The following is a 15,483-nucleotide window of genomic DNA, read 5'->3' as shown; positions in this document are numbered from 1 at the left end:
GAGCATTGCCATGAAAATTGAAAGATTATCCAGCCAACACAAACAGGCTGCCTGCCAGTTCTTGATGAACCATCCCTACAGCTCCATGTTTTTGCTGAGTAATATCGAAAAGGCGGGCCTTGAGTCCACTGGAGAGCCCTTCTCGGGAGAGTACTGGGGCGCTTTCGATGAAGCCGGCGAACTAACGGGCATTCTGGCACAGTTCTGGAATGGAAACCTCATGACACAAGCGCCGGATCCAATCGCCCTTGAGGCGCTGACTTCCCACCTCCTGCAAACCGTCGAGCGTCCGGTTGCTGGTTTGGTTGGCGAGAGCGAGCAGGCAGATTATGTCCTGAGTAAACTCAACCTCCCTGCCGATGCCTATAATACCAACCGGTGCGAAGGCCTCTATCAACTTGTGCTGAATGATCTCCAGCTGCCAATCAATGCACTAAGTGACCGGTTCAAGTTGATTGGTTCCAGCGAAGCGGACAGTTCCCTGCTGTTTGACTGGCTAAAGGAATATGAACTGGAAGCCTTTGGGCGTGCGCCTAGCGATGCGCACGACGAGCATATTCTCAACCGTGTTGCGCAAATGCAGAAAAGCGACAGTTCATGGGTCCTTTTGGATCGTGACCAGCCGGTTTCCTTGAGTGGGTTCAACGCCACACTTCCTGAGATCGTACAGGTCGGCCCTGTCTGGACTCCGCCAGAGCACCGCAACAACGGATATGCGCGCGTGATTGTGGCGCTTACTTTGCAGGCCGCACAGCAACGTGGGGTGCAAAAGTCAGTCCTGTTCACAGACAACCCTGCAGCAGCCAAAGCGTATGAGGCCATCGGCTTTAAGCAAAACGGCAGTTTCCACCTTGCTTTGCTCAAGGAGCCTATCGAGCTCACCGCCACAGCCTCGGTCTGAACACTGCACCGACGTGTGGTTGGGGCGAAAACCCCCAACTCTCTCGGATAGTGATTTCTGCCGAGGGTCGCTAGCATTCTATAACCCACCTTCTTTGCAAAGCAGCAGCGTGCGCCAGTCCACGCAATCGGAGGGATTAGGCACTCCGATCGTAGCAAAGCCTGGTGAAGGAGGTGGTAGATGGATGAAACTTGAACTCAGGTTCAAAATAGAAAAGGCACGGAACAGACTGGTCCTCTGGTTCCGCGCCATTCTAAAATAACCATCGGGAAAGGGGGCGTTTGCTCCCTTTCTCTCCCTCAATATAATCGTGATCCGTTAATCACGCAATAACTGGGATTAAGAGGGTAAACCTCCGCAACGCATCCTAGAACAAGCTGCCCTGTGTGCCTGGATCAATATCGCTCTTTTTCTTGCGTGCTGGTTTCTTGGCCTGCTTTGCCTTCGTCTGCGCCACATGCTCTTCCAGTGTTGACGCCAAAGGAGCCGCTGCAACGGTCTCAGTCGCAGGCTCTGCTACCGCTTTCACCACGCGGGGAGGCGTTGGTGTAACCCCACCGCCATCTGCAACAGCGCCAACGGTTCCGCCCTTCATCTCAAGCCGTAAAGCCTGTCCTGCCTGAACCGCCTGTGCACTTGCCAGCGGAATGCCGTTCTCATCACGCACCACCGCATACCCGCGCTCAATCACGCGCTCATAGCTTAGCGAACTCAAGAGCCCCGCTGAGTTGGAAAGACGCAAACGTTGCTGTTGCACCTGATTGGAAAATGCAGCCACTGCGCGGCCCTGCAAGGCCTGAAGACGCTCACGTCCCTGCGCAACTTGCCGTGCCAGCGTGATTGGACGTAATCCCGAGGCCACGGCTCTCAACGAGTTCCGGTGTATCTGCGTGTTCATCCGCAAGCCATGCTCAAGACGGCCAGCTACCATATCGAACCGCTGACGTGGCAAGGCAAGCAGATCACGCGGAGCTGGCAGCGCTGCACTTGCCGCGCGCAGCTCGGTCCGGCGCGATTGCACCAACCGCAATAGGCCGGTGGAAAGACGGCGAGATAGATCATCCACCTGCGCGGTCATCTCCGCCTTTACTGGGACAGCAAACTCCGCCGCACCGGTTGGCGTTGGTGCTCTTACATCAGCAGCCAGATCAATCAGCGTCCAGTCGGTCTCGTGGCCAACCGCAGAAATCAGAGGAATCTGTGACTCTGCAGCTGCCCACACCACCGCTTCATCATTAAAGCCCCAAAGGTCTTCGATAGAACCACCACCGCGTGCCACAATCAAAACGTCCGGGCGTGGAATAGCCCCATCGGCCTCAAGTGCGTTGAAACCGCGAATACCGGCAGCAACTTCAGCGCCGCAGCTTTCCCCTTGAACACGAACCGGCCATACCAGCACATGCAACGGAAAGCGGTCGCTGATGCGGTGCAAAATGTCACGAATAACAGCCCCGGTTGGGGAAGTGACAACGCCAATTACCTGCGGCATACGCGGAATGGCTACTTTGCGCTCTTCGGCAAACAATCCTTCCGCGGCCAGCTTGCGTTTGCGCTCTTCCAACAGAGCCATCAACGCACCAGCACCTGCTGGCTCAAGGCTATCAATCACCATCTGGTATTTGGACTGGCCGGGGAAGGTCGTGATCTTTCCCGTTGCGATGACTTCAAGACCCTGCTCAGGCTGTATTTTCAGGCGGGCTGCGTTGCCACGCCAGATAATGCCGGAAAGCACGGATTTATCGTCTTTTATATCCAGATAGATGTGCCCGGAGGCAGGTTTGCTCACACGGCCCAGCTCGCCCCGCACGCGGATATAGTCAAACTTGTCTTCAACGGTGCGTTTGATCTCACCGGAAATCTCGGAGACGGTATATTCAGCAATGTTGGAGCGTTCAGACAAGGTCAGGCTTCTTTCATATGCGGCAAACTCAAACCATTATCTCTTAATGTAGCCCACGACATTTGCAAAGGGGAACCGTGAGAACTGCTTCCACTTGTTGAGACATTGAGTTCTCACCAGCAAATCTTTAAGCGCAAAGTGGCATCTGCCCCGTGCTTGGCATATGGTGCGCCCATGTCACGCTATGAGTTTCGCATGCAACGTTTATTTGTCCACCCAGATCTCCGCGCTGGCCTCCATCTGGAGGCAGATCGCGCACAGGCCAACTATCTCCTCAATGTTCTTCGCATGAAGGAGGGCGGCGAGGTACTCGTCTTCAACGGCAAACATGGCGAATGGCGCGCGCAAATCCTGCCAACGGGCCGCAAGTCCTGTGAGCTGATCGTCACAGAGCAGGTGCGTGAGCAAACACCCATGCCGGATCTGGACTACCTATTTGCCCCGTTGAAACTCGCGCGGCTTGATTACATGGTTCAAAAGGCCGTGGAGATGGGAGCAGGGCGCCTGCGTCCGGTGATCACCCAGTTCACCCAGAACCCGAAGATCAAGCTTGAGCGTGTGGAAGCCAACACGCTGGAAGCCTGCGAGCAGTGTGGCGTGCTCTCCATACCGTCTGTGATGGAACCGGCCCCGCTCAAGAAACTACTTTCTACATGGGAGCAGGAAGAAGACGATCGCCAGATCATCTATTGTGATGAGGGGCACGGCTCCCATAACCCGCTCGATGCACTCAAAGATGTGCCAAAAGCCCCGCTTGCTGTACTCATCGGCCCCGAAGGTGGTTTTTCTGAAGAAGAACGTGCGCTCTTGCACAGCAAACCATTCGTGCATGACATCCCGCTAGGCCCCCGAATTTTGAGAGCAGATACCGCCGCAGTTGCAGCTTTAGCAGTTGTTCAGGCAAAATTGGGAGATTGGTTCTAAAGTATCTCCAGATGGAGGCCTGAATGGACCCAAAGAACGAGACTGCTGACTTGAAAAAGCAGCCCCAGGATGAGACCGCAGCAAACGTGGACCAGAAAAGATGGCGCTTGAAGATCTCGGCTGTCTTCAGCATTGGCGCTGCCATGCTGCTGGCCCTGATTGGCGGAACCATGCTGCTTTTTGTCTCTGACGCCACCAACCGTCAGGCCACCGCCCTGATGGGAGAAACCGGGGCTCTTATTGTCGAGCGCGGCCTGGAAGTCGTCGGAGACTTCTTTCGCAATGAAGAGCGTATGGGGTTGCTGGTGGCTGACATGCTGTCCAACCCAGTGGTCTACGCGGCCCCTGCAACGCTGCATGAGCAGTTGATTTCCATCCTGTCGCGGCAGACCAACATCAAGCGGATCTCTTATACGTTCCCAACCGGGCGCGAGATTTCCGTGCAGCTTAGTCAGGCAGATCAGCCCACCAAAGAAGACTTTGTCACCCCGCCCAATGAACGGGATATGGAAGCAGGCGACCTTCGCTGGGGTGCCCCCTATTATGATGAGGAGATCGGCGAAACATTCATGAATTTCGCCATCTACATCAGAAATCCGATCGACAACACCATCTCCAAGCTCACACTGGATTATCCCACCGCACTGCTGGGCCAGTTGATCTCGCGGATTAAATGGCGCGAGTCGCAGGTTCCCTTTATCCTGTACGGGCAGAACCTGGTGCTTGCCAGCTCGGAAGACGCGTTCAGTGATTTTGAACCAAGTGTCGCCAAACCCGTTCCCACGATCTCGGATCTTTCGGACACCCCCCTCAGCATGATTTGGGAGGAGGATGTCCAACGCAGGTCTTTGAGCACCAATTACAGCGCACACATTGATGCAACACCGTATGGCACCTACCTGTATCTCTACGATTCTCTGAGAAACGGCAGCCATCCGCCCATCGTTGTCGGTAGTTACGTGCTGGCCTCCGAGTTTAGCGAGCCCTTCGACAATCTCCATCGAATCTATATCGCAGCGACCGCCTTTTTGGCGGGTGGCGTGCTACTGATGTTCCTGATTGGCAGAAAGCTGGCCGGCCCGTTCATCGCGCTCGGCACGCAGGCCAATGCCATTCGGAACTTGCACATGGAGGGGCTGACGGCCCTGCCAAGGTCTCGCCTGAAAGAGGTGGATGAGGCCAATCAGGCGTTTAACTCTGCAGGCGTCGCGCTCAGTGCCTTCTCCAGATATGTGCCAAGAGATCTTGTAAGGGTTCTGCTGGAAAGCGAATTTGAAGGTCTGAACAGCACTGAACTGCGCGAGATGACGATCCTGTTCTCCGATATCGCAGGGTTCACAGGGGTTGCCTCCAAGTTGACGGCAGAAGAAACCACCTCTCTACTTAACACCCACTTTCAGGAGCTCGCCGACTGTATAGGTCAGACGCAGGGCACCATCGACAAATACATCGGTGATGGCTGCATGGCATTCTGGGGCGCTCCAGAGACCATGGAAAACCATGCGCAGGCCGCCATTGATGCCGTGCACCTCATCGCCAAGAGCCTGGGAGAGGAGCTTGAGAAAGAGGGTGGGGGCACAGACAAACCCCGGCTACGCATTGGAGTTCATACCGGAACCGTTGTTGTCGGTAACATTGGTGCAACCGAACGCATGAACTACACAGTCATCGGCGATGCGGTCAACGTGGCTGCCCGCCTGGAGGCACTTGGCAAAAAAGTGGACCCGGAGGCCAGAGTGATCGCCCTTGCCAGTGGCACAACCGTGATGAAGATGACCGACAACTCCAAGCCTCAGCACCTTGGTGAGTACCATTTGCGCGGGCGTGACGAGGCCGTCGATGTCTACCGGATTGTTTAGGTTTGCCCGCAGTATTGAACTCTGTTCAAACAAAAGTCTCCGCTTAGGCTTAATGCCTGCGGAATCCTACATGCAAAATTAGGGAACTGACGTTACGTCTACTGAATAATGTAACAGCCGCCAGAAGCTTGCGAGGGGAACCCTCATGTTCCAACAGTCAAATAGCAATATGTTTTCCCTTATGGAAACGCTCAGTCAGAACTATGCAAAGGCCTACAGGGACTATTGCGAAGCCACCCATGGGTTTATGCCGTTCATGCAGAAGAGTGGCAGTTCCGCGAGAAAATCCCAGGAAGACGGGGCAGATGATATGGCATTTCCATACATGAACTGGGCTGATCCCTCCATATGGAAGCAGATGCCCGGCATGCCGCAACAAGCTATGTTCTCGCAGTTTATGAATGCCTTCCCAAATGATCCAAACATGAACACGGCCATGCAGCGTCACTTTAGTCGCAAGAACATGATGAACATGGAAAGCTGGATGGAGCTCATGCCGGTTCTCATGCTGTTGGCTCAGGGCAACATGCTAAAGAACTATCTCGTCGGTCCGCAGCGCACCATGTTGGACGCTTTTCTGGAAGGATTTGCCAAGGGCAGTCCGGAACTGCATCGCGACACTGAAGAGGCCCGCAATCCGATTCTGGATGCGCAAGAAGCCTTCTGGTCTCAGATGATGGCTGCTTCAAATCCAATGATGTCCGCCACAAACCCCATGCTTGACTTCTGGACCAACGCCATGAAGGAAACAGGTACGCCGTCCGCAGCTACGAACGGGAACTCCGATAAGTCACGCGTTCAAAGAAACAGAAGCCAGAAGTCAGAGCAAGCTGCTGCCGCAAAACGAGCCAGCCAACGCTCTACCCAGTCGACAAAGAGCGAACCACACATGCCTACATTGACCGAGGGGCTGGCAGCGATGCAGCAGGCACAGGGAGAAGCGTGGCAGCAATATTGCAACGTTTTCTGGCCAACCCTCTCCCATAGGTAAGGGTTCTTCACAGATATTTGAGGATAACTTTTTGTGATGTAAATCACGAATTGAGGAAGTTGTTCCTCTGAAATTTCTCTGTCTCCATTTCCGTGGGCATGTCAGGACTAGCCTGATTGTCCACGGTGCGGCAAAATCACGTGTGTTCGTGGAGTAAACTTCCCTTTTAAGAAGAGAAATACTGGAATTGCTTTAGCCCGTACCTCCAAGTACGGCGTTTCAGCAGGATTTTTATTTGCGCTATAACGGTTTTGCAGAGTCAAAGCGAAAAATTCACTTGGATAAATTGCATTAATTATTGTGATGAATTGACGGGGACACGAGTAAACTGACCAATAACTGCGACAATAAAGTATTGTAATCACGCTCCCGGTTTCCTTTCCTCAGCTTTGCTGTATATTCATATCAAATTGTTATGGATTGGGGACATGACAGCACTACTTGATTTAGATTCCTTGCGAACTCTTGTGATGATTGCGGACACTGGGAGTTTCACAAGAGCCGCAGAAGAACTCGATAAAACGCAATCTGCAATTTCCATGCAAATGCGACGCATGGAAGATAAGCTCGAACGCACGGTCTTTCGGCGTGAGGGGCGGCATTCAAAACTGACAGAAGATGGTGAGCTGTTGCTGCGCCACGCACGTCAGATGCTCCGTCTCAATGACGAGACATTAGCTATGTTCTCGGAGCGTGAAGTAACCGGTAAAGTGCGTCTTGGTCTTGCGGAAGGCCTTGACGAAACTAGAACCGCAAAAATCATCTTCGAGTTTTCCAGAAACAACCCGAAGGCCGAGGCGTCCATCATTTGCGCGCCAGCAGCAGACCTTCGCAAAGCTCTGGATGCAGGCGAGCTTGATCTTGCGATCATTGGCAGCCTTGCTGATGATGCCGAAGAAGGTGAGGGCAGCGTGCTGTCCAGCGAACGCCTTGTCTGGGCAGCGGGAAGCAGCTTCAAACTTGCCAGCGAAAATGAACTGCCATTGGCTGTTGGTCTGGAGCAATGCCGGATTCGAAAAGCCGCTGTTGAAGCGCTGAAGGATGACGATCGTGCCTTCCGCATCCAGTACAGCTCAAGCAATCCGAGCCTTGTCGAAATGACAGCAGCAAGCGGGATGGCCATTACAATCCAGCCACGCTCGTCACTGGGCGCATCAGATGCAGGGCTGACCGAACTGGACGGCCTGCCAAATCTGCCGGATTATGTCGTGAAGCTGGTGCGCGCCAAGGAAAGTCACTTCAAAGCAGCAAATGCGCTGAGTGATCATCTGGCAAAGTCTTTTGAAAAGAACGCGGTTTCTGCTTAAGGCAAAACCATTGAACGTTTGCTTGCAAAGAAAAAAGGGCCCGCAAAACGCGAGCCCTTTTCCGTACCGGATGATGAAAATAATCTGGCGGCTCAATTAGGGGGTGAACCGCCAGCAGAGGCGTCCGGAAAAAAACTAAGCGCTTTGGCGGCGCTTCTCGATTTCAGCGCAGCGGCGTTCACTGGCACGCATACGCAGATGCCAGCTAGGGTCTTTGCCATCACCAACAGAAAGTGCACTGTGAACGTCATCGCGGGTAATGCCGATGTCGTCCAGCATGCGGTCTTCAAGGCGTACCAGCTCAAGCATAGCGCGGCGGTCCCGGTAGTGCTTCCATAGCTTCAGCGGTAATGCGGTCAGTACATGAAGGGTGTGCGCCAGTGTCAGCGGTGCAAAGGTGCCTGCATTAGCGCGGTTTGGGTTTCGGTATTCAGATGGGGTAGGGAATGCAAGCGTCATGGTACTACTCTCCCGTCAGGATAAGCGGCTCTGGCCATCCGGTGGAATTGCTATAATGGGTTGTTAAAAAAGGAACTGTTTCGTTCGGTAAAACGAATATCACCCAAAAGTTGCATCCAGACAAACGAATGTTTGCGATTGAAATACATTCAAGATCGTGATTGATTGATCGCAGTCAAATGGGAGGGGGCCCATGCCATATTCGATTGATGTGGATCAGCTAAGAACATTTCTGGCCGTAGCGGAGCTTGGGAGCTTCACCAAGGCCGGAGATGCAGTTCACAAAACCCAGTCCGCCGTTTCCATGCAGATGAAGAAACTTGAGGAACGGATCGGCCAGCCGATCTTTGTCAAAGATGGCCGCAACTCCAGAATCACCGAGCACGGCAGACGCCTCGTTGAATACGCAAGGCGTATGGTGGCCTTAAACGACGAAACCCTTTCTGCCTTCCACGAGCCGGAGATCGCCGGACGCATCCGGCTGGGACTGCCGGACGACTACGCCGAGCGGCTCTTGCCGCAGGTTCTGGCAGCGTTTAACCGGCTGAACCCTTGCATCAATCTGGATGTGGAATGCTCCAGCTCCAACGAAATTGGTCGGCGAATCCAGAAAGGCGAACTGGATGTGGGGATCGTCACGAGCGGTGATTGTACCACCGTTCCCGGCCAGATCGTGCGCCGGGAACCCCTCCAGTGGATAGGTTCTTTGGAGCATATCGTGCATGACCAGCGTCCGCTGCGGCTTGCCCTTGGGCCCGTAACGTGTTCGTGGAGGCAGCAGGCCGTCGCCGCGCTGGATCACCTGAATATTTCCCATCAGGTCGTTTACACCAGCTCCAGCGCAGCAGCCCTTGCAGGCGCCGTTAATGCCGGATTGGCAATCGCGATCCTGCCGACCAGTGCCTTGCGACAGGGCCAGCGCATTCTGGGTGAAAAGGAAGGGCTTCCGCCTTTACCGCCGTGCGACATCACCATCATCCGGTCGCAAGTGGCAATCGAGCCGGTTCATGACGCACTCTGCCACCACATCATGGCGTCTATTGGCAATGTCACGATGGAATATAACGATATGGAAGCGGAAGCCGCTGAATAAGCGGCTTCCTACATGGCTTCGTTATAAGGTCCGGTGCTTTAAAACGCCGGACCTATTTTTTCGCAGAGCGGCTAAGCACAATCCAGTTGCCACCCAGTGCAAACATTAGGCCAAGGATGGAGGTCACAGTCCATGTGTAGCCTTCCATCACCGTGGAAACGCCAAGCGCTACAACCGGGAACATCACAGTTGCGTAGCCCGCCCGCGCTGACCCGATCCGGCCCAGCAAGGTCAGATAGGCGCCAAACGCCACGATAGACCCGATGACAACCATATAGAGCAAGCTCCAGATGAACTCCGGCGTGTACGGAATCTGAAAGCTCACGCCTTGCGCCAGACCATTTGCACCAAGCAACAGCGTGCCATACACCATGCCCCACGCACTGGCGGAAATAACAGAGATCTTCTGTGCGCTCGCCTTGGCCGAGACAATGTTACCAAAACAAAAGCTCAGCGTGCCCAAGGCACAAAGACCCAGTCCGGCCAATGCTGCCAGATTCCAAGTGCTGCCCGAGATTTCCGGATAGAACATCAGGCAGATTCCGGAGAAGCCAAGAACGGCGCCCACCGCAAGCGTCCGGCTCACCTTTTGGCCAAACAGCACAAACCCAAGCACAATGTTAAACACTGAGGCAAGGGAGAACACCACGGACAGCAGCCCGGAAGGTATCTCCCGTGACCCGTGGTAAAACAGCAGGAAGTTGGTGGAGAACAACAACAAGCCAAGCGCTGCAAAGCTTGCATGGGCGCGCAGTGGGAAGTTCATCTTGTGACCGCGAAGGATTGCCCATCCCCACATTAGCACGGTGGCAAACAGGAAGCGCCAGAACAGCGCAATCTCAGGCGTGATCACTGCCTGTAACTTCAATGCGTACCAACTAAACCCCCAGGCAAGCACGGTGACGCCGTACAGCACCAAATCAAACAAACTAAGTGCCTGGGGCCGCTGAGAGATCGCCGTGCCTGCATCAATATCGCTCGCACTCGCCATGAAAACGTCCTATTATTTAAAAATTATCTAAGTTACGTCCTGCATGAAATCTGAAGTTCAAACAAATGAATAAACGTCATCAATTCATTTAAAAAACGAATGAATTGACCGCTCATATGTCAGCGTGATGAGTGAAAGGGACCCCAGCGCGGGCGATAACCATCCCGCAAAATCGCGATAATCTGCACCGGCGTAACCAGACTCACGCGCTCGGGCAGGGCAGTGGCCGCAGGCGTATACCCGTCAAAACTCCAGGACCACCAGCGCTGGTCTTTGAGTGCGATGAACCGCTCTCCATCTTGCACCAGTGTGCCCTCGGGCCAGTCATCACGCGGATCAATCAGCGGAAGCGGGCAGGGCGATGATTTGTGACCGCAGCGCTGCCCGTGCAACACGAGATCCATTTCATCAGAACTCGGGGCCCGCTCCAATCCCTCGCAGGTCTTCCAGTGTTCGGCAAAACGCCGTGCATCATCTCTGCGGCACAAAAAGCAAGGCCGATGACCAGCTGCTAGTGCAGTGACCTCGTCAAAGAAGAACAACTCCGTATAAGACTTGCCCCAAACATCCCGGTGCCAGTCCTTATAGGTGGTGGTGCAGCATATCCATCTGCGAGAGGCATGTGTTCGCCCAGTCAGCTTTTGCGTTTCTGGATCATGAATACGCCCGCCCCGATTGCCCATGAACATGCCACGGGCAGGAACAGCACACAGTTCACCATTGGGAGCAACACGGTTTTGCAAAGGCATAGCAACACACAATCTGGCAAAGAAATATCAGCTGCAGCCACCCCAAAAATACAGGACTGCAAGAGGAATGAAGTTTTAAGCCAGACTATCTGCTGAGCAGGAAGATGCCAAGAGCGGGGATCAGAAAGAAGATGCTCACCACATAGCTTGTCGCTACAACAAACCGGCGTGCACCCAAGTCTCCTACATATTCTGCTAGGCGCACAGGTAGATACCGCGTGAACGGGATGGAATAGATCAAAACCACACCCAGCACGTTATAAACAAGGTGTACGATCGCAATCTCTAAGGCCAGTTCCCGCTGCCCAGTCACCGCAAACGCCGCAAGAATAGCAGTCAGACAGGTGCCGATATTCGCGCCAAGCGTAAACGGATAAACCTGCTTGGTCGTCAGAACGCCGGACCCCGCCAAGGGCACAATCAGGCTTGTGGTGGTAGAGGAGGATTGCAACAACAACGTCGCAACCAATCCGGTGAAGATGCCGGAGGAGGGAGCAGCCGACGACACCTTCTCAGCCAACCGCCGCGCATGACCAGCAAGCAGTAGCTTGAGCAGCTGGCTTACAAATGTGATGCTGACAAGGAGCATCACAAACCCGATTGCTGCAATAGCAAGCCCATTCCATGGCTGAGCCAACCCAAAGGCCAGCTCGCGGATCTCGTCAATGAGAGGCTCTGTCAGGTAGTTGATGAAGTTGAAGTCAGCAGTCAACAGATTGTCAGCTGGATCTACGTCCATGAACAGATCACCAACCGCTGTTGCGGTCTTCTGCAAGAAACCAAATGCTAGCTCCAGGGGAAGGAAGATCAGAAGGCAAATCAGGTTAAACGCATCATGCACCGTGGCTGCACTAAAGGCTCGTTTGAAATCACTCCGGTCCCGCGCATACCCAAGGCTGACGAAGGTATTGGTGAGCGTGGTGCCAAAGTTGGCGCCAATCACTATGGGAATGGCAATAGAGATCGGCATGCCCGCTGCAACCAAACCAACCACGATAGAAGTCGTCACCGAGGAACTCTGCACCAGCGATGTGGTGAGAATGCCAACAAGCACCCCCGCAATCGGATTGGTGGCATAAGAGAAAATCCGCTCGGCAGTCTGATGACCAACCGCAATAAAGCCCGCTTCAATCAGGCCAACGGCGCAAAGAAGAAAATAAATCAGGAATCCGACGGAGATCCAGTTGAGCAAACTGATGCCCAAAGGCATGTGCTGCTCATCCTCAAGATAAGGCTCGTCGTTGTTCAGGGGATCTTTTTGCACCGACATATCCGTCTATAAAAGTTCACCACGACATTTCGCCGTATCTTCTGGTATCAGGTCATTCAGCCTAGGAAAGTACCAAGGCTTTCGTTGACCACGACTGCCTTTGCAGAGTAAATAACCCCGCCAACACCGGCATTTTACAGGTCAAACACCCGCATCCTATTGCTCACAGATCGGCTTGCTGTCAACATCCGTCGTGTGTGATTCTGCCATAATTTTCTGCGCGGTGACCAAATTTTGCTTGGAGGGGACAGGCTCGATGATGAAGAAATTTAAACTAGCAATAGCAACTCTTGCAGTTTCTGTCGGCTTTGGGGCAGCAGCTTCAGCAGCAGAACTGCCTGATCTGCAAGGCCGCACTGTTGTTGCTGTGACCGAAAATGCATACGCACCTTTGAACTTTGCAGACCCGAAAACCGGTGAGGGCATCGGCTGGGAATATGACGCGTTTAACGAAATCGCAAAACGGCTCAATATCAAAGTCGACTGGCGTCTGGCGTCATGGGACAGCATGATCGAAGCCGTGCGTCAGGGGCAGTTTGATGTGGGGATGGACGGCATCACCATCAACGATGAACGCGAAAAGCAGATTGATTTCAGCGATCCCTACATGACCTCCGAAATGTTCATGCTGGTGCGTGCTGATGAAGACCGTTTTGAAGATCCAAAAGCGTTCGCGGATGATCCGGACCTGCTAGTTGGCGCACAGCCGGGCACCACAAACTTCTACACAGCCGTTTACTCGGTTCTTGATGGAGACGAAAACAACCAGCGTATCCAGCTGTTTGAAACCTTCGGTGCCTCCGTTCAGGCGCTGCGGGCTGAAGATGTAGACATGGTGCTGATGGATGCAACCGCCGCAGCTGGCTACATGGGTGCTTCTCCGGACAGCTTCAAAATTGTTGGTGGACCAATTGGTTCAGAAGACTTTGGCTTCATCCTGACACCGGGCTCGGAGCTGCGCGAACCAATCAACGCTGCCCTTAACTCCATGCGCGAAGACGGCACCATTGATGCCTTGAACCAAAAATGGTTCTTCGACTATAAGTCCCAGCACTAAGAGACGGTCGATTGATCCTGGCGGGCACCCTGTGTCCGCTATTTTCTTTCAGGCAGGTGGCAGGCGTTCTCCGGCTTTGCAGTAATAAGAAGCCAGCCACACACACAGCCTCTGGCATGACGACGGGTTTCCACATCTCACCCGGAAACCCCAAAACGAGATTTAAAGGAAACGCGATGGGCAAGCGGTCTGCCACAAAGTCCAGAATGGACAAGCTTCCATGGTGGTTGCTCGCAGCATTTGTTCTTGCGGTTTTCTTTCTCTGGCTCATTGCTGCCGACGGTGACTACCGCCAGATTTTTGAGACCCTCTTCAGAGGCGTCGGCATTACCCTTTTCGTCACATTCGTTTCCTTCTTCATCGCCAGCATATTCGGGCTCATCATCGCCCTGGGCCGCGGCTCCAAGCACCGCGTGATCCGTGAGATGAGTTCGTTCTATACGGAGATCATGCGCGGCGTTCCCATGCTGGTGCTGCTGTTTTACATCGCCTTTGTCGGCGCCCCGCAAATGGTGGCGGCCTACAACTGGATTATGAGCCCGCTGATCGACTGGGAGATCATCGACAAGCTGCGCGTGCGGGACCTTTCCATGATGTGGCGCGCGATCATCGCGTTGTCCCTCGGCTACTCAGCCTTCATCGCAGAGATATTTCGCGCGGGCATTGAAAGCGTGGATGACGGCCAGTTGGAAGCAGGCCGTGCGCTGGGGCTTTCCCGCTGGCACACCTTCCGTTTCATCATCTGGCCGCAAGCCTTCAAGAACATCCTGCCGCCACTGGGCAATGACTTCATCGCGCTCATCAAGGAAAGTGCGCTGGTCTCCGTGCTTGGCGTGCAGGACATCACCCAGCTCGGCAAGATTTATTCGGCCTCCACCTTCCAGTTTTTCGAAACCTATAACGTGGTAGCCTACCTCTATCTGATCATGACAGTTTCGCTGTCTCTGGTGGTCCGCGGTCTGGAACGCCGGATGAAACGAGGCTATGAGAACGAAGCTTAGCGCGCATCTTTGAGCAGCACTCACAGGTGTCTGAAGAAATACAGTAGAAGCAGTTACTGGGTCGGTCGCGAAAAAGTCGAAATAATATCCAATCAGTGCTCTCGGAACCAAAGCCAAGCGCAGCAGGCAGCTGCACATAACAGGAAACTGGAATGACAGTTCTCGTCGTTGAAAACTGCGAAGGCGTAACGCTCGGGCTCTTGGGAGAAGCTCTTAGCGAGGCGAAAATGCCGACCGATCTGCGGGTCATGGCAGACGGCCATGCGCTGCCATCGGACATCTCAAAGTTCAAAGGCCTTGTTGTGCTGGGCGGCATTCAACATGCCAGAGCGGATGAGGAACTCCCATTCCTGAAGAATGTCTGCGATACAATTATTGCATTCGAAGACGCCGACAAGCCTGTGATGGGCATCTGCCTCGGCAGCCAGCTGATCGCCAGAGCCTTTGGTGGTGACAATATTCTGGGCAATCCAGTCGAAGCAGGTTGGTTACCGCTGCATCTTACAGACCAAGGCAGGCAAGACCCGGTCCTCTCAGCCCTTGGCGAAAATGATCGCATTTTCAGCCTGCATACCGACACCTTCACCCTCCCAGAAGGGGCAGTCCATCTGGCTTCCAGCGAGATGACACCCAATCAGGCCTTCAAAATGGGCCGGGCCACCTATGCAATGCAGTTTCACTTCGAGGCCTCTGTTGATTTGGTCAAGCATTGGGATGACCGTTTCAATGATGAAATCAGTGATTTGGTGCCAAACTGGCAAGAGATTATCAACGAGCAAGGTTCCCAACACGGCCCCAAAGCTGATGCCCTTGGCTTAGAAATCTCCCGTCGCTGGATCGCTCTCCTCTGACACCCGTTTGAAGCCACACCCGCCTGTATCAGGCCGAAATCCAAGCACATTGACCTACAAGTACGACTTATACTTCCGTCCTTTGAACTGTTGGGGTAGGGGCAGGAGCAGGACGAAGAAAAGCTGGTAA

General features: G+C 53.8%; 14 protein-coding genes. 9 read left to right on the top strand and 5 right to left on the bottom strand.

Annotated features, from left to right (window positions below):
• Positions 1 to 10 precede the first annotated feature (10 nt).
• Positions 11 to 901 carry a GNAT family N-acetyltransferase gene (locus IE076_RS04395; RefSeq protein WP_189435499.1) on the top strand — a complete coding sequence of 297 codons (891 nt, stop codon included), beginning with the start codon at positions 11 to 13 and terminating at the stop codon, positions 899 to 901.
• Between the two features lie 367 nt (positions 902 to 1,268).
• Here the strand turns inward: IE076_RS04395 and xseA are convergent, their stop codons facing one another.
• Positions 1,269 to 2,801 (bottom strand): exodeoxyribonuclease VII large subunit, encoded by a 1,533-nt coding sequence (gene xseA, locus IE076_RS04390; RefSeq protein ID WP_189435498.1) that lies wholly within the window; start codon positions 2,799 to 2,801, stop codon positions 1,269 to 1,271.
• A 195-nt stretch (positions 2,802 to 2,996) separates the two neighbouring features.
• Here xseA and IE076_RS04385 point away from each other — a divergent pair, with 195 nt between their 5' ends.
• The 4 genes from IE076_RS04385 (at position 2,997) to IE076_RS04370 (ending at position 7,882) form a co-directional block, all read left to right on the top strand.
• On the top strand, positions 2,997 to 3,725 hold the full coding sequence (locus tag IE076_RS04385; RefSeq protein WP_244649586.1) for a 16S rRNA (uracil(1498)-N(3))-methyltransferase: 729 nt from the start codon (positions 2,997 to 2,999) through the stop codon (positions 3,723 to 3,725).
• A 23-nt stretch (positions 3,726 to 3,748) separates the two neighbouring features.
• Positions 3,749 to 5,584: an adenylate/guanylate cyclase domain-containing protein gene (locus IE076_RS04380; RefSeq protein WP_189435496.1), complete on the top strand. Its 1,836-nt coding sequence runs from the start codon at positions 3,749 to 3,751 to the stop codon at positions 5,582 to 5,584.
• A 145-nt stretch (positions 5,585 to 5,729) separates the two neighbouring features.
• Positions 5,730 to 6,575 (top strand): hypothetical protein, encoded by an 846-nt coding sequence (locus tag IE076_RS04375; protein WP_209008810.1) that lies wholly within the window; start codon positions 5,730 to 5,732, stop codon positions 6,573 to 6,575.
• A 428-nt stretch (positions 6,576 to 7,003) separates the two neighbouring features.
• Positions 7,004 to 7,882 (top strand): LysR family transcriptional regulator, encoded by an 879-nt coding sequence (locus IE076_RS04370; RefSeq protein WP_189435495.1) that lies wholly within the window; start codon positions 7,004 to 7,006, stop codon positions 7,880 to 7,882.
• Positions 7,883 to 8,017: 135 nt separating this feature from the next.
• Here the strand turns inward: IE076_RS04370 and IE076_RS04365 are convergent, their stop codons facing one another.
• Positions 8,018 to 8,341: a DUF1127 domain-containing protein gene (locus IE076_RS04365; RefSeq protein ID WP_189435494.1), complete on the bottom strand. Its 324-nt coding sequence runs from the start codon at positions 8,339 to 8,341 to the stop codon at positions 8,018 to 8,020.
• 193 nt (positions 8,342 to 8,534) lie between these two features.
• On the opposite strand from IE076_RS04365, the gene IE076_RS04360 reads away from it, so the two are divergent.
• The gene (locus tag IE076_RS04360; protein ID WP_189435493.1) at positions 8,535 to 9,434 is read left to right on the top strand and encodes a LysR substrate-binding domain-containing protein; all 900 of its coding nucleotides are present in this window, start codon (positions 8,535 to 8,537) and stop codon (positions 9,432 to 9,434) included.
• A gap of 52 nt (positions 9,435 to 9,486) precedes the next feature.
• On the opposite strand, the gene IE076_RS04355 is transcribed toward IE076_RS04360, so the two are convergent.
• From IE076_RS04355 to IE076_RS04345, 3 genes are all read right to left on the bottom strand, one after another.
• On the bottom strand, positions 9,487 to 10,425 hold the full coding sequence (locus IE076_RS04355; RefSeq protein WP_189435492.1) for a DMT family transporter: 939 nt from the start codon (positions 10,423 to 10,425) through the stop codon (positions 9,487 to 9,489).
• 119 nt (positions 10,426 to 10,544) lie between these two features.
• Positions 10,545 to 11,174, bottom strand: a complete 630-nt coding sequence (locus IE076_RS04350; protein ID WP_189435491.1) for a hypothetical protein — start codon at positions 11,172 to 11,174, stop codon at positions 10,545 to 10,547.
• An 85-nt stretch (positions 11,175 to 11,259) separates the two neighbouring features.
• The gene (locus IE076_RS04345) at positions 11,260 to 12,444 is read right to left on the bottom strand and encodes a Na/Pi symporter (protein WP_189435490.1); all 1,185 of its coding nucleotides are present in this window, start codon (positions 12,442 to 12,444) and stop codon (positions 11,260 to 11,262) included.
• Between the two features lie 259 nt (positions 12,445 to 12,703).
• On the opposite strand from IE076_RS04345, the gene IE076_RS04340 reads away from it, so the two are divergent.
• The 3 genes from IE076_RS04340 to IE076_RS04330 all read left to right on the top strand — a co-directional run bounded on the left by IE076_RS04340 (position 12,704) and on the right by IE076_RS04330 (position 15,353).
• A complete protein-coding gene (locus IE076_RS04340) occupies positions 12,704 to 13,501 on the top strand; it encodes a transporter substrate-binding domain-containing protein (RefSeq protein ID WP_189435633.1) in 798 nt (265 codons plus the stop codon).
• A 176-nt stretch (positions 13,502 to 13,677) separates the two neighbouring features.
• Positions 13,678 to 14,502 carry an amino acid ABC transporter permease gene (locus IE076_RS04335; RefSeq protein WP_189435489.1) on the top strand — a complete coding sequence of 275 codons (825 nt, stop codon included), beginning with the start codon at positions 13,678 to 13,680 and terminating at the stop codon, positions 14,500 to 14,502.
• 152 nt (positions 14,503 to 14,654) lie between these two features.
• On the top strand, positions 14,655 to 15,353 hold the full coding sequence (locus tag IE076_RS04330) for a type 1 glutamine amidotransferase (RefSeq protein ID WP_189435488.1): 699 nt from the start codon (positions 14,655 to 14,657) through the stop codon (positions 15,351 to 15,353).
• Positions 15,354 to 15,483 lie beyond the last annotated feature (130 nt).

The sequence above is a fragment of the Pseudovibrio japonicus genome (genome assembly GCF_014651595.1).
Classification (GTDB): domain Bacteria; phylum Pseudomonadota; class Alphaproteobacteria; order Rhizobiales; family Stappiaceae; genus Pseudovibrio; species Pseudovibrio japonicus.
The sequence above is the reverse complement of the archived record's forward strand: the minus strand, read 5'-3'. Positions and strand labels throughout refer to the sequence as shown.